The organism is Streptomyces sp. NPDC033136, assembly GCF_055578235.1.
The window spans coordinates 236518-259729 of the sequence record NZ_JBVIPD010000008.1 but is presented as its reverse complement, the minus strand read 5'-3'; the positions used below and the strand labels follow the sequence as shown (position 1 = coordinate 259729).

18 protein-coding genes, 1 pseudogene and 1 riboswitch are annotated in these 23212 nt (G+C 71.2%); of the genes and pseudogenes, 3 read left to right on the top strand and 16 right to left on the bottom strand.

All coding sequences use genetic code 11. The features are described 5' to 3' along the window. Positions 1-134: 134 nt before the first annotated feature. The 7 genes from ACZ5TL_RS18040 to ACZ5TL_RS18010 all read right to left on the bottom strand — a co-directional run bounded on the left by ACZ5TL_RS18040 (position 135) and on the right by ACZ5TL_RS18010 (position 7566). Positions 135-1076, bottom strand: a complete 942-nt coding sequence (locus ACZ5TL_RS18040) for a Ppx/GppA phosphatase family protein (RefSeq protein ID WP_468590798.1) — start codon at positions 1074-1076, stop codon at positions 135-137. Next, positions 1073-1678 carry a DUF501 domain-containing protein gene (locus tag ACZ5TL_RS18035; RefSeq protein WP_468590797.1) on the bottom strand — a complete coding sequence of 202 codons (606 nt, stop codon included), beginning with the start codon at positions 1676-1678 and terminating at the stop codon, positions 1073-1075. Before ACZ5TL_RS18035 ends, ACZ5TL_RS18040 begins: the two co-directional genes overlap by 4 nt. Before the next feature lie 85 nt (positions 1679-1763). Beyond that, positions 1764-2240, bottom strand: coding sequence for an FtsB family cell division protein (locus ACZ5TL_RS18030; RefSeq protein ID WP_468590796.1), 477 nt, complete (start codon positions 2238-2240; stop codon positions 1764-1766). 120 nt (positions 2241-2360) lie between these two features. Further along, on the bottom strand, positions 2361-3650 hold the full coding sequence (eno, locus tag ACZ5TL_RS18025; protein WP_468590921.1) for a phosphopyruvate hydratase: 1290 nt from the start codon (positions 3648-3650) through the stop codon (positions 2361-2363). A 370-nt stretch (positions 3651-4020) separates the two neighbouring features. Then, a complete protein-coding gene (locus ACZ5TL_RS18020; protein WP_468590795.1) occupies positions 4021-4725 on the bottom strand; it encodes a transglycosylase family protein in 705 nt (234 codons plus the stop codon). Positions 4726-4729: 4 nt separating this feature from the next. Then, positions 4730-4896: riboswitch (cyclic di-AMP (ydaO/yuaA leader) on the bottom strand. 228 nt (positions 4897-5124) lie between these two features. Next, positions 5125-6126: a LysM peptidoglycan-binding domain-containing protein gene (locus tag ACZ5TL_RS18015; protein ID WP_468590794.1), complete on the bottom strand. Its 1002-nt coding sequence runs from the start codon at positions 6124-6126 to the stop codon at positions 5125-5127. A gap of 180 nt (positions 6127-6306) precedes the next feature. Further along, positions 6307-7566: a cytochrome P450 family protein gene (locus ACZ5TL_RS18010; protein ID WP_468590793.1), complete on the bottom strand. Its 1260-nt coding sequence runs from the start codon at positions 7564-7566 to the stop codon at positions 6307-6309. Here ACZ5TL_RS18010 and ACZ5TL_RS18005 point away from each other — a divergent pair. Next, positions 7565-7912 carry a hypothetical protein gene (locus ACZ5TL_RS18005; RefSeq protein WP_468590792.1) on the top strand — a complete coding sequence of 116 codons (348 nt, stop codon included), beginning with the start codon at positions 7565-7567 and terminating at the stop codon, positions 7910-7912. The two genes, ACZ5TL_RS18010 and ACZ5TL_RS18005, sit on opposite strands and share 2 nt — an antisense overlap. Positions 7913-7928: 16 nt before the next feature. Here the strand turns inward: ACZ5TL_RS18005 and ACZ5TL_RS18000 are convergent, their stop codons facing one another. The 5 genes from ACZ5TL_RS18000 to ACZ5TL_RS17980 form a co-directional block, all read right to left on the bottom strand. Further along, on the bottom strand, positions 7929-8963 hold the full coding sequence (locus ACZ5TL_RS18000; RefSeq protein WP_468590790.1) for a nucleoside triphosphate pyrophosphohydrolase: 1035 nt from the start codon (positions 8961-8963) through the stop codon (positions 7929-7931). A 181-nt stretch (positions 8964-9144) separates the two neighbouring features. Next, on the bottom strand, positions 9145-9792 hold the full coding sequence (locus tag ACZ5TL_RS17995) for a SurA N-terminal domain-containing protein (RefSeq protein WP_468590788.1): 648 nt from the start codon (positions 9790-9792) through the stop codon (positions 9145-9147). 142 nt (positions 9793-9934) lie between these two features. Continuing rightward, positions 9935-11431 (bottom strand): protein kinase domain-containing protein, encoded by a 1497-nt coding sequence (locus ACZ5TL_RS17990; protein ID WP_468590920.1) that lies wholly within the window; start codon positions 11429-11431, stop codon positions 9935-9937. Positions 11432-11469: 38 nt separating this feature from the next. Further along, positions 11470-12075 carry a hypothetical protein gene (locus ACZ5TL_RS17985; protein WP_468590787.1) on the bottom strand — a complete coding sequence of 202 codons (606 nt, stop codon included), beginning with the start codon at positions 12073-12075 and terminating at the stop codon, positions 11470-11472. A gap of 308 nt (positions 12076-12383) precedes the next feature. After that, complete coding sequence (locus tag ACZ5TL_RS17980) at positions 12384-13160, bottom strand: HNH endonuclease family protein (RefSeq protein WP_468590785.1); 777 nt, start codon at positions 13158-13160, stop codon at positions 12384-12386. A gap of 161 nt (positions 13161-13321) precedes the next feature. On the opposite strand from ACZ5TL_RS17980, the gene ACZ5TL_RS17975 reads away from it, so the two are divergent. Then, positions 13322-13507 carry an antitoxin gene (locus ACZ5TL_RS17975; protein WP_468590784.1) on the top strand — a complete coding sequence of 62 codons (186 nt, stop codon included), beginning with the start codon at positions 13322-13324 and terminating at the stop codon, positions 13505-13507. Positions 13508-13875: 368 nt separating this feature from the next. On the opposite strand, the gene mfd is transcribed toward ACZ5TL_RS17975, so the two are convergent. From mfd to ACZ5TL_RS17960, 3 genes are all read right to left on the bottom strand, one after another. Continuing rightward, positions 13876-17409: a transcription-repair coupling factor gene (mfd, locus tag ACZ5TL_RS17970; RefSeq protein ID WP_468590783.1), complete on the bottom strand. Its 3534-nt coding sequence runs from the start codon at positions 17407-17409 to the stop codon at positions 13876-13878. A 316-nt stretch (positions 17410-17725) separates the two neighbouring features. Then, positions 17726-20305: an ABC transporter permease gene (locus ACZ5TL_RS17965; protein ID WP_468590782.1), complete on the bottom strand. Its 2580-nt coding sequence runs from the start codon at positions 20303-20305 to the stop codon at positions 17726-17728. Beyond that, positions 20302-21090 (bottom strand): ABC transporter ATP-binding protein, encoded by a 789-nt coding sequence (locus ACZ5TL_RS17960; protein WP_468590781.1) that lies wholly within the window; start codon positions 21088-21090, stop codon positions 20302-20304. Before ACZ5TL_RS17960 ends, ACZ5TL_RS17965 begins: the two co-directional genes overlap by 4 nt. A gap of 560 nt (positions 21091-21650) precedes the next feature. On the opposite strand from ACZ5TL_RS17960, the pseudogene ACZ5TL_RS17955 reads away from it, so the two are divergent. Beyond that, a pseudogene (locus tag ACZ5TL_RS17955) lies at positions 21651-22028 on the top strand (cation acetate symporter); the annotation flags it as partial. Positions 22029-22230: 202 nt separating this feature from the next. On the opposite strand, the gene ACZ5TL_RS17950 reads toward ACZ5TL_RS17955, so the two are convergent. Further along, positions 22231-23115 carry a cellulose-binding protein gene (locus ACZ5TL_RS17950; RefSeq protein WP_468590780.1) on the bottom strand — a complete coding sequence of 295 codons (885 nt, stop codon included), beginning with the start codon at positions 23113-23115 and terminating at the stop codon, positions 22231-22233. Positions 23116-23212 lie beyond the last annotated feature (97 nt).

Sequence of the window (23212 nt, the reverse complement as noted above, 5' to 3'; positions counted from 1 at the left end):
GGCCCTTGCGGTCGCTCAGAGGGGGCGAATTCCTTGTGAAGAACTTCACGAACTTTTCCGAGGGGCTGCCGCCGGGGGGTCCCCAGAAGCCCCCGGGCGCGCTCATTCGTGATCCATGCCTGCTCAGAAGCGGGCTACGCCACCGACCACGCGATGCCGTCGAGGATGTCGTGCTCGCTGACGACGACCTCCTCCGCGCCGATCCGCTCCATGATCGATAGGAGCACGAGGGCCCCCGCCCCGATCACGTCGACCCGTCCCGGATGCATGGACGGCACGGCCGCCCGCTCGGCGTGGGTGGAGCGCAGCAGCCACTCGGTGATCTCGCGGACCTTCGCGCGCGAGACCCGGGAGTGGTGGATGGCGGCCGGGTCGTACTCGGGCAGCTCCTGGGCGATCGCCGACACGGTCGTCACGGACCCGGCCAGGCCGGCCAGCGTGCGGGCCTCGCGCAGCGGGACCGTCTCCTCGGCGAGGTCGAGGGCGGCCTCGATGTCGGCCCGCATCGCCGCGATCTGCTCCTCGGAGGGCGGGTCGCTCACCACCCCGTCCCGGACCAGGTGCCGCTCGGTCATGCGGACGCAGCCGATGTCCACCGAGCGTGCCGCGCGCACGTGGTCGTCGCCCACGACGAACTCGGTCGAGCCGCCGCCGATGTCCACCACCAGGTAGGGCTTGGGCAGGTGGTCCCGCCCGGCCAGCTCCTTGGTGGCGCCGGTGAAGGAGAACTCGGCCTCCTGGTCGCCGGAGATCACCTCGGGCTCCACGCCCAGGATGTCCAGCACGCCGCGCACGAACTCGTCCCGGTTCTCGGCGTCCCGGGAGGCGGAGGTCGCCACGAACCGCAGCCGCTCCGCCCCGTGCTCCTTGATGATCCCGGCGTACTCGCGGCACGCCTCGAAGGTCCGCTGGAGCGCCTCGGGGGCGAGCCGGCCGGTGCGGTCGACGCCCTGCCCGAGCCGCACGATCGTCATCCGGCGGTCCAGGTCGACCAGCTCGCCGGTCGCCGGGTCGGCGTCGGCGACGAGCAGCCGGATGGAGTTCGTACCGCAGTCCACGGCGGCGACCCGGGTCACTGGGCGTCTCCTTCGACCGGCTTGAACGCGAAGTAGCCCGTGCCGTCCTGCGAGGCATCCACCTGCCAGTCGGCACCGGACGGTGGCTGGGCAAGCGACACGCACGCCCCCTTGCGCCACCACTCCGGCAGCATCTCCAGCGCCTCGTCGCCCAGCGGGTTCACGCCCGGCCCCGCGGCCAGGGAGTGCGCCACCAGCACGTGCAGACACTTCACGCGGTCCGGCATGCCGCCCGCGCTCGGGAAGTTCCTCAGCTCCTCGATCTCGTCACGGCGCCGGACGTAGTCCTCGTGCGCCACCCGGTAGGCCGCCGCCAGCTCCGGGTCGGAGGCCAGCCGCTCGGTCATCTCCTTCATCACGCCGTTCGCCTCCAGCGTGCCGATCGCCGAAGCGGCGCGCGGGCACGTCAGGTAGTACAGCGTGGGGAACGGCGTGCCGTCCGGCAGCCGCGGGGCCGTCTCGACGACGTCCGGCTGTCCGCACGGGCACCGGTGCGCGATCGCGCGCAGGCCGCGCGGGGGCCGACCGAGCTGCTGCTTGAAGGCCTCGACGTCCGCGTCGGTGGGCTCGGTGCGCGGAGTGGTCGGCGGGGGCGTATCCATGGCTGTCTTCAGGCTGTCTTTCTCTGGGTACTGACTCTTGGCGCTGGCTCTGGGGGCTGACTCTTTGTGCTGACGTGGGTCACGTTCACTGGTCGGAGGCGTCGGCCTTGTCGACCCCGTCCCAGACGTTCGCGTACCAGGGGCGGTCGGCCGCCCCCAGGTCGGTGTGCGACTGCTTCGCCGCGTGCGGGTCGACGACGATGAACCCCGTCTCCCCCGGCATGACGTAGTGCAACCGCTTCCGGATCTGCTGCTCGGCGTACGCGTCGTCCTGCCAGCGCGCCTTCTGGTCGCGCAGTCGTTCGACGCGCTGGCGGGCCTGCTGCTGTTCGCGCTGGAGGTCGTCGATCTCGGCCCGCTGGGCGACGTACTGCCGAATCGGGTAGGCCAGGGCCACGATCAGCGAGCACATCACCAGCGCGAGCAGCGCGGCCCGGCCGGTCAGCCGGGAGCGGCGGGCCTGGCGCCTGGTCTGGGAGCGGTAGACCCGGGCCGCGGTCTGCTCGCCGAGCACCCGGATCCTGGTCGCGGTGGAGAACCGGTCCCGGTCCTTCACGGCCATGTCTGCCCGCCTCCCGCTCCGCCGTCATACGCACGTACGTCCCCGGACACGGTACGGGACCGAGTACGGGGACGTACGTGCGACGCTTCCTACGAAGCCGAGCCTCAGCCCTTGCCGTGCTTAATTGTTCGCAGAGCGAAACCGCGGGAAGGCGCTGCGGCCGGCGTAGACCGCGGCGTCGTCGAGGATCTCCTCGATGCGCAGCAGCTGGTTGTACTTGGCGACCCGCTCGGAGCGGGCCGGGGCGCCGGTCTTGATCTGGCCGCAGTTGGTGGCGACGGCCAGGTCGGCGATGGTGACGTCCTCGGTCTCGCCGGAGCGGTGGGACATCATGCACTTGAAACCGTTGCGCTGGGCCAGCTCGACGGCGTCCAGGGTCTCGGTCAGCGAACCGATCTGGTTGACCTTGACCAGGAGCGCGTTGGCCGCGCCCTCCTCGATGCCGCGGGCGAGGCGCTCGGGGTTGGTGACGAACAGGTCGTCACCGACGAGCTGGACCTTGTCACCGAGCTTGTCGGTGATGGTCTTCCAGCCGTCCCAGTCGTCCTCGAACAGCGGGTCCTCGATCGAGACGAGCGGGTACGCGTCGACGAGCTCCGCGTAGTACTCGGTCATCTCGGCCGCCGAGCGGTCCTTGCCCTCGAAGGTGTAGACGCCGTCCTTGTAGAACTCGGACGCGGCGACGTCGAGGGCGAGGGCGATCTGCTCGCCGGGGGTGTAGCCGGCTTCCTTGACGGCCTCGAGGATGAGGTCGAGGGCCTCACGGTTGGAGCCGAGGTTCGGGGCGAAGCCGCCCTCGTCGCCGAGGCCGGTGGCCAGGCCCTTCGACTTCAGGACCTTCTTCAGCGTGTGGTAGACCTCGGCGCCCCAGCGCAGGGCCTCGGAGAAGGACTCCGCGCCTACGGGTGCGATCATGAACTCCTGGATGTCCACGTTGGAGTCGGCGTGCGAGCCGCCGTTCAGGATGTTCATCATCGGCACCGGGAGCAGGTGCGCGTTCGGGCCGCCCAGGTAGCGGAACAGCGGCAGGTCGGACGCCTCGGAGGCGGCGTGGGCGACGGCGAGGGAGACGCCGAGGATGGCGTTGGCGCCGAGGGAGCCCTTGTTGTCGGTGGCGTCCAGGTCGAACATGGCCTGGTCGATCAGGCGCTGCTCGGTGGCGTCGTAGCCGACCAGCTCCGGGCCGATCTGCTCGATGACCGCGAGGACGGCCTTCTCCACACCCTTGCCGAGGTAGCGGTTCGAGTCGCCGTCGCGGAGCTCGATGGCCTCGAAGGCGCCCGTGGAGGCGCCGGACGGGACGGCGGCACGGCCGGTGCTGCCGTCGTCGAGGCCGACCTCGACCTCGACCGTGGGGTTGCCTCGGGAGTCCAGGATTTCCCGGGCTACGACGACGTCGATGGACGGCACGAGCATCTCCTTCTTCATGTGACGCGGGTACGCGGGCCACGTGGACCCGGCGAGGCGCGGGCCGCGGTGGCTCGCGACATGAGCCTAACCGGCTCCGGGCGATCGGCCACCGGGTCGCCCACCCCATGGACAGAACCGAGAGTAAATTGTTTCCGAACGGAACAAAGCGGGGGTGCCAAGGTCGGCAGAAACCGGTGCGCCAGGGTCGGCGGAGACCGGTAGGCCAGGACCGGCAGGACCGGCAGGACCGGCAGGCCAGGACCGGCAGGACCGGCAGGCCAAGACCGGCAGACAAAAGCCCCGCCCCGGTGCGTACGGGGGGAACGCGCACCGGGGCGGGGAACCCGTGGGGACGGGGGTGGGCCGCTGCTTACTTCAGGTGCAGCTGCTGGCCCGGGTAGATGAGGTTGGCGTCCTCGACGATGTCCTTGTTCAGCTCGTGGAGCTTCTCCCAGCCGCCCTCGACCTTCTCCTCCGCGGCGATGGAGCTGAGGGTGTCGCCCTTGACCACCTTGTACTCGCCGTCACCCTTCTTGACCTTCTTGCCGGTCGGGGTGGTGACGGTCTTCTTGGCGGCCGGGCGCTCGTCGGAGCGGGAGGCCGGCTGCTGCTGGGTCTCGCGGCTCTCGGTGCTCTGCTGGCTCTGCTGGCTCTGCTGCGAGGAGCTGCCGGAGTCGCTCGAGGAGCCGCCGCCGGTGTAGCCGGCGCTCGACAGGCCCTTGCCGCAGACCGGCCAGGCGCCCTTGCCCTGACCGGCGAGGACCTTCTCGGCGATCTCGATCTGCTGGGCCTTGGTGGCCTGGTCGGCGGTGGAGGCGTACTTGGTGCCGCCGTAGCCGGACCAGGTGGAGGCGGAGAACTGCAGACCGCCGTAGTAGCCGTTGCCGGTGTTGATGGACCAGTTGCCGCCGGACTCGCACTGGGCGACGGCGTCCCACTCGGAGGCGGTGGCGGCGGAGGCGTTGCCGGCCGCCATCAGCGGCGCAGCGACGGCGGCGGAGGCGACACCGGCGACGGCGATGGCGCGAGTGGCCTTGGACGGACGACGGTGCTTGCCCTTGCCGGAAAACAGCATGGATGGATCCCCTCACCGACGCCTGCGAGGTGAGCTGTCGGGTTCGGGCCGGTTGAGTTGCCCGGCCGCGTCCCTCACGGGACACGGCTTCACCCCTAGCCCTTCCGGCACAACAGGCCGGTCGGGCGCCTACCTTGGGTCCCCCGCTCCTGCCTACGGCGCTTGACGCGACGACTGTTCCCGTACGGCCGCTGGCAGGATTCGGCGTTGCGGCAGCCGGGGCTCGCGATGACGAGCGGTCACGACCGTAGGCACGCGATCGCCGGAATTTCAAAGACGATCAGGGCCTCTGAGATCTATCTCTCACCGCACCCATACGGGACATTCACTGCGAAACACGACGTGAACTAGCGCCGTTTCGGGGCGACTTCCACCCTCGTTTCCGCACTGCCCGAACGGCTACTCCTCGTCCGGTTCGGCCCCTACGGTGAGCGTCTGACCGGGGCGGATGAGGTTCGGGTCGATACCGACGGCCTCCTTGTTCCCGGCGTAGAGCGTGCGCCATCCGCCGCCGAGGTCAAGGGAGTCGGCGATGGACCAGAGACTGTCGCCGGAGCGGACGGTGTAGGAGCCGTCGGAGAGCTCGCGTGAGGCGCCGTCACCACGCGAGGCGTGCCGGCCCGTGGACTCGTCCGTTCGGCCCTTACGGCTGTCCACCGCCGGGTCCTCGTCGGCGCTGGGGCCGCGGTGGCGGCCGGAGCCGGTGTCGGTCAGGGCCGAAGAGTCGCCGTCCTGCCGGGAGTTACCGGACTCGCCGCTCTCGGGGGCGACCGAGGAGGAGCTGCCGGACTCCTGGTCCCGCTCCTGCGAGGTGGACTCGGAATCAGACGACTTGTCGGACTCGGTGGATTCATCCTGCGAGGTCGACGGCGCGCCAGACGACGACGGCGCGGACGGAGAAGGCGAAGGGGACGACTCGGAGGAGCCGGAGGACCCAGAAGACCCGGATGAATCGAGCAATCCAGGCGAATCCTTCGAAGTGGCGGAGCCGGACGAGTCGGATGAATCGGAAGTGTCCGACTTCGCGTCCTTCTCGAGACCTGAGAGCAGTCCGCAGGTGCGCCACGCGCCGACCCCCTGGTCGGCGAGGATTCTCTCGGCCACGGTTATCTGCTGGGAGCGGCTGGCCAGGTCGGCACTCGCGGCGTAGTCGAGGCCGCCGTAGTTCTCCCAGTCCTCCTGGGACAGCGCGAGGCCGCCGAAGTAGCCGTTGCCGGTGTTCTGGCTCCAGGCGCCGCCGGTCTCGCAGTCCGCGACCCGGTCCCAGGTCGTGCCGTCTGCCGCGCTGGCACCGGAGGCCCCGAGGAGCGGGATCGCGATGGCGGAGCCGGTCACCCCGGCCGCCACGAGGAGAGCCGGAGCCTGGCGGGGGCGACGGTGCCGACCGTTCCCGGAGAGCATACGGAGACCTTTCGCGAGACAGCAGTGACCTGCGCGGCGCGATTCCCTGGCCGCGTTGATGGGTGAACGTATCGGCAGACGATCACTTGTCACAAGTTCATGCCGCGCAGATCACGTGAAGATCACAGTCCTGACGGCTTGCCATGTTTGAGGGCGGTGTCCGGTTGGTAGCGGCCGCTCTCAGGCCGGCGTGAACTCCACCGGCAGGGTGCGCAGCCCCCGCATGATGAGACCGCCACGCCATCGCAGCTCGGCCGGGTCCGCCGCGAGCCGGAGGTCCGGGAGACGGGTGAGGAGCGTGGCGAGCGCGGCCTGGCCCTCCAGGCGGGCGAGCGGGGCGCCGAGGCAGTAGTGGATGCCGTGGCCGTAGCCGAGGTGCTGGTTGTCGCGGCGGGCGAGGTCGAGCACGTCCGGGTCGGCGAAGCGCTCGGGGTCCCGGTCCGCGGCGGCCAGGACGACGAGCACCGGGTCACCGGCCTCGATGCGCTGTCCGCCGATGGTGAGCGGTTGTGTGGCGAACCGCCAGGTGGCGAGTTCGACGGGGCCGTCGTAGCGGAGGAGTTCCTCGACTCCGGTCTCCAGCAGGCCGGTCTCCCCGGCGGCCAGGGAGGCTTGGAGCCGGGCGCGCTGCCCGGGGTGGGTGAGCAGGGCGTAGGTGCCGTTGCCGATCAGGTTCACGGTCGTCTCGAACCCGGCGAACAGCAGGATGAAGGCCATGGCCGCGGCCTCGTTCTCGGTGAGGTGCTCGCCGTGGTCGGAGGCGCGGATGAGGCCGGAGATGAGGTCCTCGCCGGGGGCGGGTTCGGCGGGGAGCGCCTCCCGCTTGCGGTGGATGAGGTCGGCGAGGTAGCCGCGCATCTTCTTCACCGACCGTGCGACCCCGCCCCTCGGTCCGCCCTGGTGACGGATCATCATGCCTGCCCAGTCGCGGAAGTCGTCCTGGTCCTCGCGGGGGACGCCGAGCAGGTCGCAGATGGCGTAGATGGGGAGCGGGAACGCGAACTCGTGGATCAGGTCCGCGGACCCCTGCTGCGCGAACCCGTCGATGAGCCCGTCGGTGAGCTCCTGCACCCGGGGCGCGAACTCGGCGACCCGGCGGGGTGTGAACGCCTTGGACACGAGCCGCCGCAGCCGGCTGTGGTCCGGCGGGTCGATGTTGAGCAGATGCGTCATCAGGTCGGCCTTGCGTTCCCCGGGGATCCCGGTCTTTCCCTTGGCGTGCGCGGGTTCGTGGTGATGCGCCGGGTTCTTGGAGAGCCGGTTGTCGGCGAGCGTCTGCTTGGCATCGGCATACCGCGTGACCAGCCAGGCCTCCACACCGCTGGGCAGTCGCGTCCTGTGTACGGGGGCGTGCTCACGGAGCCAGGCGTAGGCGGGGTACGGGTCGGTCGCGAACTCCCACGAGAACAGCTCGGGCACCCCGGGCACGTCATGTTGCATGCCACGACCCTACGCAGCCGCCGGCCGGGCAGCGGCCGCCGCTGTCGGAAACAGCGGCTGGCCGTGCAGCCCCGGCGGTGGACCCTGCTGGACTTCGCCGCGGAGGAGGCAGACGCGGAGCGGCTGGCCGACCTGCCGGCTGCCTGCCTGGACCCCGGCCGGTGGCTGGTACCTCGACTACAACACCGCAGCGGAGGCGTTCGTGGTCTTCGCCGGCAGGGTCTTCCGCTATCCGCGGGGACAGGATCCACGCGGCCGGGCGGACCGGGCGGAGGGGCGCCGACAGGCACGGGAGTACGCCCGCTCGCTCGGGATCCCCGAAGCGCAGCTGGACCGGCAGGACTGACGCACCGGGTTCCGCTTCATGGCCGCCGGTCCTGGTCCTCCGCCTCCCTGATCGCGTCCCGGTACGCGCGGGCCGCCGCTCTCAGGGCCGCCTCCGGGTCGATACCCTCCGACTCCGCCCGGATCGCCAGGGCCAGGAGGTCGTAGCCGATGCCCTCGACGGGTGGGAGGGGTATGGCGAGGTCAGCGGTGCGGGCTCGGGAGGCGAGCTTGGCGGCGAGGGCCAGGCCGGGCTGGCCGAGGGGGATACCGTCGGTGATGGAGGTTCGCTGCTTCTCGACCGCCTTGGTGCGCAGCCAGTGCGCCTTGACCTCCTCGGGGGTCGTGGCCGTCTCCTCGCCGAAGACGTGCGGGTGGCGGTGGATCAGCTTGGCGACGATGCCGCCGGCCACGTCATCGATGGAGAAGGGGGCGGCCCCGTCTTCCGGCCGGCCTTCCTCGGCGATGCGGGCGTGGAAGACGACCTGGAGGAGGACGTCACCGAGCTCCTCGCGCAGTTCGTCACGGTCGCCCTCCTCGATCGCCTCGACGAGTTCGTAGGCCTCCTCGATGCCGTACTTGGCGAGGCCCTTGTGGGTCTGCTGGGACGACCAGGGGCATTCGGTGCGGATGCGGTCCATGACCTGCACGAGGTCGAGGAGGCGGGCGCCGGGCAGGTCGTAGGAGGCGGGGAGCAGCTCCAGCTCGGGCATGGCGACATGGCCGGTGCCGGCGAGGCGCGCCAGGCCGTCCGTCAGGGCCGGCTCGCCCTCCCCCGTCGCCACGACCACCACCGTGCGGCCGCCGGCGCAGGCGTCGACCAGCTCCTGGGCGGTGGGGGACGCCTCTTCGACGGTGATCCCCGCCTCGCGCAGATAGGGCAGCTGCGGGTGCGCGCCGTCCGCGCACAGCACTCGGTCGGCCGCGTGCAGCGCCTGCCAGGCGAGCCAGGAGAGCAGGCCGGGGGCGACACGGTGGCTGGTGGTGAGCAGGACGATGCGGCCGGGGGCGGCGGCCGCGTCGGGGGCGGTCCGCTCGGGGCCCGGGGTGGCTTCGGGGCGGTTGGCGTTCACGATCCGAAGCTATCCCACGCCGCCGACAGTCCCGAAAGTTGTCCACAGGGCCTGGAACCGGGTTGTCCACAGAGCATCGGTGGTGGTGGGGGCAGGGGTGGCGGTGGTGGGGCAGGGATGACGGGGTAGTGGTGACGGCGACGGACCGTTACTTCACCACCTCGTCCCGCCCGGCCCCTCCCTACATGGACTGCTGTGTCTGCGCCGCCGTCACCTCCCGCACCCACGGCGTCTTCGCGTCGGCGCGGCTGCTCTTCTGGACGTCCCAGGTGCCGTAGCGCGGGTTGAGGTCGATGTTCAGGTCCTCGGAGGCCTCGGACAGGGCCTTCCAGAACTCGGGCCGGTCGGTCCCGGTGCCGAGCTTCTGGGCGAGCTTCTGGGCCTCCAGCTGGAGGCGGAGGTTCTCCTCGAGGCGCTGCGGCGGGATGCCGTACCGCTGGAGCCAGGTCGTCTCCAGGGCCTCGGAACCGCCGGCCTGCTCCTCCAGGCCGGAGCGCATCTGCTGGATCTCCTTGCGGGTGACGGTCACACCGGCGTCCTCGGCGGCGCGGTGCAGCACCCGGTCGAGGACCATGGTCTGCAAGGTGTCGCGGGTGAGGGTGCCGGTTCTGGCGATGACCTGCTGGTACTGGGCCTCGTCCTGCACGGCCGCCCGCTGGGCCGCGCGGACCTCGCCGACCCGTTCCTCCAGCTGGGAGACGGTGATCCGCTGGCCGCCCACCACGGCCGCAGCGCCGGGATGCGCGTCGTTCCCGCAGGCGGTGAGGAGCGGCGCCGCGGCGGCGATCGCGGCGGTGAGGAGGAGCGCGGTGCGACGGCGGCGGTGCAAGGAGACCTCCCGAGGAGATTGTGCGACGGTGCACAAGGTCTTGCGATGATCGATGGTAGGCAGTGGGCAGGCTCTGGCCAACCCATTCGACCAACGATTCACCGGGACTTCCGGCACCGCCGCGCCCGTCCCCTGGCGGTCGTCAGCCCCGGACCTGCCCCAGCCACTGGAGCGTCCTGCGGATCTCCGCCCCGAGCGGGTGGCTGTGACCGTGGGTGCGTTCCACGTCGTGCAGCAGCCGGGCCAGCGTGTCGTGGGCGGCGCCGCGGTCGCCGAGGGCGAGCAGCAGATGGCCGATGCGCCGGCGGACGTCGTGCGCGAGCTCGGGGCCGCCGGCGGCGACGTACTGGTTCTCGTAGTACGGCAGCAGCGCCCGGTACTCGGCGAGCGCTGCCGCCGGTTCGCCCAGCTGTTCCAGGCACTGGGCGGCCTCGTAACGGAACCTCAGGCACTGCGGGTCGGCCTGACCGGCCTCGGCGGCGCGTTCGTCGGCGAGGCGGCGCAGCTCGGGCAGGGCGCGCCGGTACTGGCCGTCGTCCAGGAGCGTGGCCGCGTACTGCCTGCGCAGGGTGCGCACGACCGGGGAATGCTCACCGTGCTGTTCGGCTGCGGCGGGCAGGATCGCGCCGAGGATGTCGACGGCCTGGGTGATGCGGCCTTCGCCGAGGAGCCGTTTGACCTCGTCGACGGCGCGGGCGATGTCCGTGTTGCCCGGTGTCCCGGTGACGGGTGCGGCGGGCGCGGGCTGGGGGGCCGGGGTGCGCGCACGGTCCGGCCAGGGGGCGTGCGGGCGCGCGAACGGGCGGGTGGGGTCCAGGGGCGCTCCGGTGGGCGTGCCGCGCGCGGGCAGGAGCGGCTCCAGGTGCTCGTAGACCTCCTGCGCGGAGGCGGGACGGTGCTGCGGGTCCTTGGCGAGCAGGCGCAGGACGAGGGTCTCCAGGGCCTCGGGTACTTCGGGGCGCAGGCGGCGTACCGGCAGCGGCGGTTCGTACAGGTGGCGGTGCAGGACGCCGAGGACGGTGGAGCCGGAGAAGGGGACGTCGCCGCTGAGCAGTTCGTGGAGCACCACGCCGAGTGCGTACAGGTCCGTGTACGGGCCGACCGCGCCGCCCATCGCCTGCTCCGGAGCCATGTAGGCGGGCGAGCCGATGGGGGTGCCGGTGTGGGTGAGGCGGGTGGTGTCCGCCTCCATGACGGAGGCGACGCCGAGGTCGAGGACGGTGACCGTGCCGTCCTGCTTCACCATCACGTTGCGCGGCTTGAGGTCGCGGTGGACGATCGGCACGGCGTGCACGGCGCTCAGCACGGCGCACAGCTGCGCGGCGACCGCGACCGCCCACTGCCAGGGATACGGGGTGCGGTCGGCGAGATGACCGGCGAGGTCGGCCCCGTCGATGTACTGCATGACGAGGAACAGCTCCTCGCCGTCACTGCCCGCGTCGTGCACGGTGACCAGGCCGGGGTGGTCGACCTGCGCGGTCACCCGGCACTCGCGCACGAAACGGCGCCGCAGTTCCTCCGCGTCCTGTCCGGCCACCTTGTCGGGGCGCAGCAGCTTCACCGCTACGCGCCGGTCGAGCTGCTGGTCGTAGGCCGTCCAGACCTGTCCCATGCCGCCCTGGCCGAGGAGCGCGGACAGTTCGTAGCGACCGGCGACGACGCGTCCTGCCGCCGCGCTCACCTGCTGCCCTCGGAGTCCCCGGAGGTGCCGTCCGGCCGGCTTTCGTGCCGGCGCAGGTAGTCGCTGAGTTCGTCGAGTTCGGCGCGTACCTGGTCGATGCGGGCGGGCGCGGGGCGCTGCGGGGACGGGGGCGCGGGGTGTTGCGGCGGCTGGGGCGGCGGCTGCGGGACGGGCGTGGAGGCGGGGGTGTAGGGCGGCGCCGGGTGCGGATAGCCGTACGGGGTCTGCGGGGAGTGGACGGTCGGGGACTGCGGCGACGCGTAGCCGGCGAACCGGCGCTGCGCGCTGTGGTGGTTGATGTCCACGATCAGGAAGTAGATCGCGGCACCCACGCCGAGCAGCATGATCACAGCCACCCCGATGTCGGTCCGGGGGTCCCCCTCCGGCAGCGTGCCGATCACCACGAAGCAGACGATGGACAGGGGCAGGGTCACCCAGGCCACGACCCAGTCGAGCGCCCTTCCGCGCAGCACGGCGACCCGGAACAGCGGTACGCAGGCCAGCATGCCGCAGGTGAGGAACCCTGCTGCGGCGAACAGCACGCGCAGGGAAATGACCGTTGCCGCGCTGCGGGAGGGCGGCGGCGCGCCATGGCCGTACATGACTGCTCCTGGACCGGTGTAGTCGATGGGAAGAACGTGCGCGTGACAGAGCACGGTGGGGGATCCGAGCGTATAGCCCGACACGGGCAACCGGTTACGGGTTGTACCGAACCGTTGTCGTGCTGATCACATCGCGTGGCCAACTGCGCGGGAGCCCTCGCCCGCCGCCCGGCAGCCACCATGACGGCCACGGACGTCAGGGCGATCCCGGCCCTCACGTAGAGCGGCGCGGTGCAGCCGAGGCCCGCGGAGAGGGCCAGACGTTGCCGGGGGACCTCAAGCCCTGTTCCGCAGGGGCCTCAAGCGCCTCACCCGCCGCACTGCTCGAGCATCATCTCCTTGTCGGCCGCCGTCACGGGGAGGTCGTACTTCAGCGACACCTGGGCGAAGCGCACCGAGTAGGCGCAGCGGATCTGCTTGTTCGGGGGCAGCCAGGACGCCGGGCCGGAGTCGCCCTTCGAGCCGTTGGTCGGTCCGTCGACCGGGACAAGGTTGAGCGGGTCGTTGGCTATGGACTCCCGCTTGTCCTCGGTCCAGCGCGAAGCGCCCATCTGCCAGTCGTACGACAGCGGCATGACGTGGTCGATCTGGACCTTCGTCGCCCGGGACTTGGTCCACTCGATGACCTTCCCGGTGTACGGGTCGTGCAACGTCAGCGAAGTGACGACGCAGTCCGAGCCCGACCGGAAGCGAAGGTCCTCGCCGTCCCGCTTCAGGAGGTCGTTCCGCGAGTCGCAGCCGTTGTGGGAGAAGGGCACGTCGCGCGGTGCCGAGTCCATCCAGGCATAGCCGAACTTGTCCCGGTCGTATCCCGTCCTGGGACCGCGCCCCTTGGTCTCCACCTTCTCGATGAGGGCACGTGCCTTCTCCTTGTCCGCGGACGAAGTGATCGCCGCCAGGCCCGGCTTGGTGCCGTCCGGGTTGTCCAGGGGGCTCACGGCTCGTCCGTCGCCGGTGGCCGGGACGCCGGTGCCGGAAGGCCCACCCCCGTCCGACGGAGGAGCCAGACCTTCGCAGCCGGCCAGTGCCGAACCGGTGAACACCATGGCGACAGCCAGTGCCGCCCCGCCCCTCAGACGCGTCACCGTGCGCCCCTCCCTGCTCGTTCGTTCCGCCCCGGCGCGGGCGGCCGGTGCAGGGTCCCACGGTAGCGAGGGAGAGGTCCAGACCATATCGGACCTTAAGGGGCATTCTTCGCATGCCGCGCGTATCGTCGGTTCTGAGTCACCTCCGGAAGGAGCTCTGGATGGGCATCTTCGACAAGTTCAAGAGCCAGGCGCGGCACAGGGGCAAGCGAGGCTCCGACACCGCGGAACAGAAGGCCAACGAGAGGACCGGAGGCAAGTACGAGGACCAGGTCGACTCCGGCCAGCAGCGCGTCGAGGGCTCGCTGGGCATGGACCGCGACCGGAACCGGCCCGACCAGCGTTAAGACCTTCGGTGATCGAAGCCGTCCGCAGAGGCGCGGCGCCCGATGGACGCAGCTCCTGCGGACGGCTTCTTGCGTGCGGAGCGGCAGAGCTCCAGAGCGGCCCCGGCCTCTGGGACCGGCCATCCCGCGAGCTGGCGGTGATGCTGTTCCGCAACGCCGAGTAGCGGCGGGCACAGCCGTGGCCGCGAACCGTGCTCGGCACCGGAGCGGGTGTCGGCACCGGCCCTGCCACCGCCACACGTTCGCCGACGAGGGCGCACGCGTCCTGACCGGCGGCACCGCGCCGGACCACCGGTGCACAGGTGCCCCGATACACAGGTGCACAGGTGCAACCGGTGGTCCGACGAAGCCTCAGCGTGGCCGGGGCGTCAGGACCCCAGCACCGACGTCAGGAACTCCCCGACCCAGGCCAGCAGATCGCGCCCGACCAGCGGCTTCCCGCCCACCTTCGCGGTCTTCGGGCGCGGCACCAGCACCTGGTGCGCCGCCGGCTTGATGACGACCCCGGGGTACAGCCGCTTGACCCGCAGTTCCTGCGACTCGCGCAACTCCACCGGCGCGAACCGGATGTTCGTGCCCTGCAGCACGATCTCGCCGACGCCGCACGCGCGCGCGAGCATGCGCAGGCCCGCGACGAGCAGCAGGTTCTCCACCGGTTCGGGCAGCTTGCCGTAGCGGTCGACGAGTTCCTCGCGTACGGCCTTGATGTCCTCCTCCGAGTTGGCGGAGGCGATGGCGCGGTAGGCCTGGAGCCGCAGCCGCTCGCCTGGCGCGTAGTCGTGCGGGACGTGCGCGTCGACGGGCAGCTCGATCTTGACCTCGAGCGGCTGCTCCTCCTCGATCCCGCCGGTCTCCAACTGGCGGCGGTAGTCGGCGACGGCCTCGCCGACCATCCGCACGTACAGGTCGAAGCCGACGCCCGCGATGTGGCCGGACTGCTCGCCGCCGAGGAGGTTGCCCGCGCCGCGGATCTCCAGGTCCTTCATCGCCACGTACATTCCGGCGCCCATCTCCGTGTGCTGGGCGATGGTCGCGAGCCGCTCGTGCGCGGTCTCCGTCAGCGGCTTCTCCGGCGGGTAGAGGAAGTAGGCGTACCCGCGCTCACGGCCACGGCCGACCCGGCCGCGCAGCTGGTGCAGCTGGGACAGGCCGAAGTTGTCGCCGCGCTCCACGATGAGGGTGTTGGCGTTGGAGATGTCGATGCCGGACTCCACGATCGTGGTGGACACCAGCACGTCGAACTTCTTCTCCCAGAAGTCGACGACGACCTGCTCCAGCGCCTGCTCGGACATCTGGCCGTGGGCGGTGGCGATGCGCGCCTCGGGGACGATCTCGCGCAGCCGGGCGGCGGCCCGGTCGATCGACTCGACTCGGTTGTGGATGTAGAAGACCTGGCCCTCGCGCAGCAGTTCGCGGCGGATGGCGGCGCCGATCTGCTTCTCCTCGTAGGGGCCGACGAAGGTCAGCACCGGGTGGCGCTCCTCCGGCGGGGTGGTGATCGTCGACATCTCGCGGATGCCCGTCACCGCCATCTCCAGCGTCCTGGGGATCGGGGTCGCGGACATCGTCAGCACGTCGACGTTGGCCCGCAGCTTCTTCAGCTGCTCCTTGTGCTCGACGCCGAAGCGCTGCTCCTCGTCGACGATGACCAGGCCCAGGTCCTTGAACTTCGTCTCGGACGAGAAGAGGCGGTGCGTGCCGATGACGATGTCGACCGAGCCCTCGCGCAGGCCCTCCAGGGCCGCCTTGGCCTCGGTGTCGGTCTGGAAGCGGGACAGGGCCTTCACGTTCACCGGGAACTGCGCGTACCGCTCGCTGAACGTCCCGAAGTGCTGCTGCACCAGCAGGGTCGTGGGCACCAGGACGGCCACCTGCTTGCCGTCCTGGACGGCCTTGAAGGCGGCCCGGACCGCGATCTCGGTCTTGCCGTAGCCGACGTCGCCGCAGATCAGGCGGTCCATCGGGACCGTCTTCTCCATGTCCTCCTTGACCTCGGCGATGGTGGTGAGCTGGTCGGGCGTCTCCGCGTAGGGGAAGGCGTCCTCCAGCTCGCGCTGCCAGGGCGTGTCCGCCCCGAAGGCGTGTCCGGGGGCCGCCATGCGCGCGCTGTACAGCTTGATGAGGTCGGCGGCGATCTCCTTGACGGCCTTCTTCGCGCGGGCCTTCGTCTTGGTCCAGTCGGCGCCGCCCAGGCGGTGCAGGGTGGGGGCCTCGCCGCCGACGTACTTGGTGATCTGCTCCAGCTGGTCGGTGGGGATGTAGAGGCGGTCGCCGGGCTGGCCGCGCTTGGCGGGGGCGTACTCGACGACCAGGTACTCGCGGGTCGCGCCCTGCACGGTGCGCTGCACCATCTCGATGTAGCGGCCCACGCCGTGCTGCTCGTGGACGATGTAGTCGTCCGGCTCCAGGGTGAGCGGGTCGATCGTCTTGCGGCGGCGGGCCGGCATCCGGGCGCCCTCGCGCCCGGAAGCCCTCTGGCCGGACAGGTCGGTCTCGGTCAGGACGGCGAGTCCGAGGGCCGCGTCGACGAAGCCGTGCTCGATCGAGCCGCACGCCACGTGCACGACCGACGGGGAGATCTCCGCGAGGTCGGCGTCGAGGCGGGCCGCGATGCCCTCGCCGCCCAGCACCTCGACCGTACGGGCCGCGGGGCCGTGCCCCTCGGTCACGAACACCGTGCGCCAGCCGTCGGCGAGCCAGCCCTTGGTGTCGGCGAGGGCCTTGGCGGTGTCACCGCGGTAGGTCTCCGGCGCGTGCATGCCGAGCTTGAGGGTGTCCTCGTCGAGCTCCTCGTCCGCGGCGAACGGCGACACCGACCACCACATCATGTCCAGCTCGCGGGCCCGGTCCCGGACGTCCGCGATGGACCACAGGGAGGCCGCGCCGACGTCGATGGGGGCTTCTCCGCCGCCCGCGGTGGCCGCCCACGAGGCCTGCAGGAACTCCTGGGAGGTGGCCACGAGGTCCGAGGCACGCGTACGGACCCGCTCCGGGTCGCACACCACGGCCATGGCGCCCTCGGGCAGCACGTCGAGCAGCAGCTCCATGTCGTCGACCAGGACCGGAGCGAGGGATTCCATGCCCTCGACGGCGATGCCCTCGGCGATCTTGCCGAGGAGTTCGCCGAGCTCGGGGTGCTGTTCGGCCAGGGCACGCGCACGCGTGCGGACGTCCTCGGTGAGCAGCAGCTCGCGGCACGGCGGCGCCCACAGGCCGTGCTCGGCGACCTCGAGGGAGCGCTGGTCGGCGACCTTGAAGTAGCGGATCTCCTCGACGTCGTCGCCCCAGAACTCGACGCGCAGGGGGTGCTCCTCGGTGGGCGGGAACACGTCGAGGATGCCGCCGCGTACGGCGAACTCGCCGCGCTTCTCGACCAGCTCCACGCGCGCGTAGGCGGCGGCCGCGAGGGCCTCCACGATCTCGCCGAGGTCGGCGCTCTGCCCGGTCCTCAGGGCGACCGGTTCCAGGTCGCCGAGGCCCTTGACCTGCGGCTGGAGCACGGATCTGACGGGCGCGACGACCACGGAGACCGGGCCGGTCTCGGGGTCGTCGGGGCGGGGGTGGGCCAGGCGGCGCAGCACGGCCAGGCGGCGGCCGACGGTGTCGCTGCGGGGGCTGAGCCGCTCGTGCGGGAGCGTCTCCCACGAGGGGTACTCCACGACGCCCTCCGAGGGGAGGAGGGAGCGCAGGGCGGCGGCCAGGTCCTCCGCCTCGCGGCCCGTCGCCGTTACCGCCAGCACCGGGCGGCCCGTCTCGCGGGCCAGGGCGGCGACCGCGAAGGGGCGGGCCGCAGCGGGGCCGACCAGGTCGACGTGCATGCGGTTGCCGTCTGTGGCCGCCTTGATCGCTTCCGCGAGCGCGGCGTCCTTGGCTACGGCGTCGAGCAGACCGTGCAGGCTCATTCGGGGCTTTCCGTCCAGGGGGGTGGGCAACACGACGGGCCCGACACGCGCTGCGGGCCGGGGGTCTCCAGCGTACGACGCCGCGCGGCTGGGCGGCGGGGCTGTGGACAACGCCCCGGGTGTGAGGTGCTCGGCGTCCTGGCCCACCACGGGGCGGAGCCCCCTGGTGGGCCCCGGTGCCCGTGCCCGCTCTCCGCCCGATTCGGCCGGACAGGATGCCGGGCTCGCGGGGCGTGACAGCGCCCGGCGCCGGGAAGTCCTGGACTCCCCGGCGCCGGCCCCCGCAACCCCCGTGTGCGGTGGTTCTCGGTGGTGACTACTCCGTCGCGATCGCGTTCAGGACGTTCATCCGGCCCGCCCGGAACGCCGGGATCAGGGCCGCGAACAGGCCCACGAACGCCGAGCTGACGAAGACGCCCATGATCGTCGGCCAGGGGATCTCCAGGACCACCAGGCCCTCCAGGGCGAGCAGCTGCTGCGCGGTGGCGCCCCAGCCCATGCCCAGTCCGAGGCCCAACAGGGCCCCGAAGAGGGCGATGACGACCGACTCCATGCGGATCATGCGGCGCAGCTGGCGGCGGGAGAGGCCGATCGCCCGCATCAGGCCGATCTCCCGGGTGCGCTCCACCACCGACAAGGCCAGGGTGTTCACCACGCCCAGGATGGCGACGATGATCGCCAGGGCCAGCAGGCCGTAGATCATGTTGAGCAGCTGGCCGATCTGGTCCTTCAGGGCCTCCTTGTAGTCGGTCTGGTCGCGCACGGTGTACTGCGGGTAGTCGTGCAGCGCCGACTTCAGGGACTTGTAGGCGGCGTCCTGCTGCCCCTCCTTGGCGCTGGCGAAGAGCAGCGAGTCCAGCGGCATCTTGTCGGCCGGGACGTACTTGGCCATCGTCGAGATCGACGTGTACATCGCGCCCGCGTCGATCACGACGTCGCTGCTGGTGATCGCCCGGACCGTCAGGTCGGCCGCGGAGCCGTCCTGGAAGGCCACCTTGATCTTGGAGCCGATGCTGATGCCGTGGTCCTTGGCGAACTTCTCGTGCACGGACATCGAGTCGGGCTTGTAGGCGTCGGGGAGCTTGCCGGCGACCGTCTCGGAGCGCAGGTCGGTCGCGTACGACGGGTCGGCAGCCGTGATCGCGGTGTCCTTGAGCCTCTCGCCGTCAGGGGTGGTGAAGTCGGCCTTGGTCCACTTGTACCGCGTGACGTGCTCCAGGTCCGGCGAGGACTTCGCGGCCTCGACCGCCTGCGGGGTGATCAGCTGGCCGCTGTCGGACTGGATGATGAAGTCCGTGCCGACGGTCTTGTCGAGCTGGTCGGTGGCCGACGCCACCATGGAGGAGCCGACCACGGACAGGCACGCCACCAGGGCGAGGCCGATCATCAGCGCGGCGCCCGTCGCACCGGTGCGGCGCGGGTTGCGCAGGGCGTTGCGCTCGGCCATGCGCCCCACGGGGCCGAACATCCGCAGCAGGACGGCGCCGAGGACGCGGACCACACCGCCGGCGAGCAGCGGGCCGATGACGACGAAGCCGATCAGCGACAACACCACGCCGAGGCCGAGCCACAGCGATCCCTCCGTGGCCTTGTCGGCCTCAGCCGCCAGGTACAGGCCGAAGACACCGGCGCCGGTGAGGAGCGTGCCGATCACACCGCGGATCCGGCCGGCCTTGGCGTCCGCGGGGGCGCCCGCGTCGCGCAGGGCCGCCATCGGGGAGATCTTGCCGGCGCGGCGGGCGGGCAGGTAGGCGGCCAGGACGGTGACGATCACGCCGAGGACGAGGCCGGCCACGGGGGTCGTCCAGGCCACGGTGAGGTCGTCGGTGGACAGCTCCATGCCCATCTGGCCCATGAGCTTCATCAGGCCGACGGCGAGACCGACGCCCGCGGCCACTCCGAGCACCGATCCGACGAGGCCGAGCAGCAGCGCCTCGGCCAGCACGGAGCGGTTGACCTGCTTGCGGGAGGAGCCGATCGCCCGCATCAGGCCGATCTCCCGGGTGCGCTGGGCGACCAGCATGGAGAAGGTGTTGATGATCAGGAAGATGCCGACGAGGAAGGCGATCCCGGCGAAGCCGAGCATCGCGTACTTCATGACGTTCATGAAGCCCGCGACTTCCTTCTGGTTGGCGTCGGCGGTCTCCTTGGCGGTCTTCACCTGGAAGTCGCCGCCGAGCGCGGCCGTGACGTTCTTCTTCAGCTGCGTGTCGCTGACGCCGGAGGCCGCGGTGACGTTGACGTTGGTGTAGACGCCACTCTCGCCGACCAGGGCCCGCTGAGCGGTCTTGGTGTCGAAGTAGAAGATCGCGGCGCCGGGGTTGGTGACGGTGAAGTCGGCGATGCCGGAGATCCTCGCGCTATGGGTGCCGACCGCGGTGATCACACCGATCGGGTCACCGAGCTTCAGGTCGTGCCGGTCCGCGGTGTCGGCGTCGACCATGATCTGCTCGGGGTGCTGGGGCGCCACACCGGAGGTGATCTTCATGGTGCGGGCCTCGTTGCCGTTCCAGCTGCCGACGATGGTCGGTGCGCCGCTGGAGGGCGACAGGTTGTCCTTGTCGCCGTCGACGACGGTCACCGAGGTGGAGAACACGGCGCCCTCGGCGGACTTCACGCCCTGCGCTTTGCGGACCTCGTCCAGCACGGAGGCCGGCATGACCGGCGGCTTGCCGTTGTCGGCGGTCGTCTCACCGGTGTCGGAGGCGCCCTTGGCGCTCACCGTGACGTCGGAGGAGGTGGCCGCGAAGAGCTTGTCGAACGTGGTGGACATGGTGTCCGTGAAGACGAGCGTCCCGCAGACGAAGGCCACCGACAGCAGGACGGCGATCGCCGACAGGGCCATGCGTCCCTTGTGCGCGAGGAAGTTGCGCATCGAGGTCTTCATGACGGTCATGACGTGCGCCCCCGGGCGTCGAAGTCCTTCATGCGGTCCAGGACGGCCTCCGCGGTCGGCTTGAGCATCTCGTCGACGATGCGGCCGTCGGCGAGGTACAGCACACGGTCCGCGTAACTGGCGGCGACCGGGTCGTGGGTGACCATCACGATGGTCTGGCCCAGCTCGTCCACCGAGCGGCGCAGGAAGCCGAGCACCTCGGCGCCGGCCCGCGAGTCGAGGTTTCCGGTCGGCTCGTCACCGAAGATGATCTCGGGCCGGGCGGCGAGCGCCCGCGCCACGGCGACGCGCTGCTGCTGGCCGCCGGACAGCTGGGTGGGCCGGTGCTTGAGGCGGTCGGCGAGGCCCACGGTCTCCACGACCCGCGTCAGCCACTCCTGGTCCGGCTTGCGGCCCGCGATGTCCATCGGCAGCGTGATGTTCTCTATGGCGTTCAGCGTCGGCAGCAGGTTGAACGCCTGGAAGATGAACCCGATCCGGTCCCGGCGCAGCCGCGTGAGCTTCTTGTCCTTCAGGCCGGTGATCTCGGTCTCGTCGAGGTAGATCTGCCCGCCGGTGACGGTGTCGAGCCCGGCGAGGCAGTGCATGAGCGTGGACTTACCGGAGCCCGAGGGGCCCATGATCGCGGTGAACTGGCCGCGTGCGATGTCCACGTCGACGTGGTCGAGGGCGACGACGCGGGTCTCCCCGGAGCCGTACGCCTTCACGACCTGCCGCGCCCGCGCGGCAACGGCCGTAGGCCCTCCAGTACCCCCGTGCCTGGGAATGGTCACAGCCGAAGTCACGGTATGTCTCCTATATCGATCAGCAGATGGTGAAGGCGGTCGCATGGTCGACAGCCGCGGTACGCGGTGCCGGACCATGCGATCCGTCCGACGCGTCTCAGTCTCGCTGCGGGAAGGGGCCCCGCGCCCTGGTGTTCAGCGCAGTCATCTCCTGTGGAAAACCCCACCCCCGCTGGTGTGAAAACCGCCCCCCGGCGGCGTAAAGCCAGGTTAAGGAAAGCCCCCCGCACGTCTCGTCCTCCGCCGGTACGAACCCTCCCCAGGTCGTAGTACGGAGGTACCCCTAGGGGCAGTCAACCGAAGGGTGGAGACCGTCTCAGGGTTCGCTCCACCTCTCGGCTCATTCAGGCTCCACCCTCCCGCTGCGTCAGGGTCAAGTGGGAAGCTGCCGGGCGGCAGATAGGTGCAAGGGGCAGGCACAGCGGCGACGCCGGGGCGACGGCGTGGCCAGGGCGAGGGGGAGGATCCAGGGATGGGCGGCACCAGTTCCGCGGCACGCGAGACCGCGCGTCCCGCCACGACCGGCCGGCGCGGAGCCGTCGTCGCCGCGCTGATGCTCTCGCAGCCTGCAGCCGCTGGTGACGCTGTCGTTCTGCCTGGGCGCCTCGGCCATCGCCCCCGCGCTGGTCTACAGCCTGTTCTGGCGCCGCTTCACACGAACGGGCCTGCTCAGCACCCTCATCGGCGGCTCGCTGGCGGTCCTGCTGCTGATGCCGGGCACGAACCTGGTCTCCGGCTCGCCCGTATCGGCCTTCCCGGAAGCCGACTTCAACTGGTTCCCGTTCACCACCACGGGCCTGCTGTCCATCCCCCTGGGCTTCGCCTGCGGCTGGCTGGGCACGGTGGCCTGCGGCCGCCGCGAGTCGGAGGAGCAGCGCCACCAGTACGAGGCCGTGGAGGGCTGGATCCTCGCGGGCGCGGCACGCAGGGACCACTGACGCGGACGCCCGGCACGACACGGACCGACACGCACGGCACGGCACGCCATGTCACGGACGGCACGAGACGACACGGCATGTCGCGGGCGGCAGGCACGACAGGGCACGGTACGGGCAGCAGGCCCGGCACGGCACGGACGGCAGGCCCGGTGCGGCACGGCGGCCGACGGGATTGTGCCGGGCGCCGCTCCTCACTCCGCTCTCACTCCGCCGCCTGCCCCGCCCATGCTGTGAGGTGGGTGTGGACGCGGTCGATGTGCTCCCGTACGGCGTCTGCGCGCGCCGCGTGCTCGCGGAGCACCCGGTCTGTCTCCTTCTCGACGGACTCGGCCCGTACCCGGGCCCGGTCCACCGACTCCGCGGCGCGCGCGTGTGCCTCGTCCATGAGACGCCGGGCGGAGTCCTCCGCGGCGGCGAAGTCCTGCTCGGCGTCGGACAACGCCGCCTCGGCGCGCGCCGCCGCCTCCGCACGGTCCGCGTCCGGCGCCTCCGCCCGGGCGGCCTCCTCCCGCTCCACCTCGGCCCACCGCTCGGCGCGTTCCTTGTCCTGCTCGGCCAGCATGCCGGAGGTGCGCTGCCGCATCTCCCGCAACGCGGCCAGGGCCTCGCCGCGTCGTTCCTCCGCCTCCCGCCGGGCCGCGCCCCGGATCTCCTCGGCCTCGGCGCGCGCGGCGAGCAGCCGCTGCCGGGCCCGGTCATCCGCCTCGGCGCGCACCGACTCGGCGTGCGCCTGCGCGGACTCGTGCACGCCGGTCGCGTACGCCCGCGCCTCGTCCACGTGTTGCCGCGCCTCCTCCCGCGCCCCCTCCCGTACGGCCGTCCCCTCTTCCTGACCGAGCGCGAAGAGCCGGCGCGCCCGGTCCCCGAGCGACTCGTAGGTCTGCGGGGCCAGTCCGGCCACGGCCTCCCGCAGCCGCCCCAGTTCCTCGTCCATCTGCCGGGCGAGCACCGTCAGCCGGGCGGCCCTCTCCCAGGCCGCGTCACGATCCGCGGAGAGGGCCTCGGCGTACCCGTCGACCTGCCCGGGGCGGTAACCACGCCCCCGCACGACCACGAAGCCGTGCGGCGACACCGATGCGCTGCTCATCCTGGGACCCCTCTCCACCACACCGACGCGACGTCACGAAGAAATGGGATGATTTCGCGCACATCTTGGTGGATCAGGCGGAAGTGTTCATAACGCG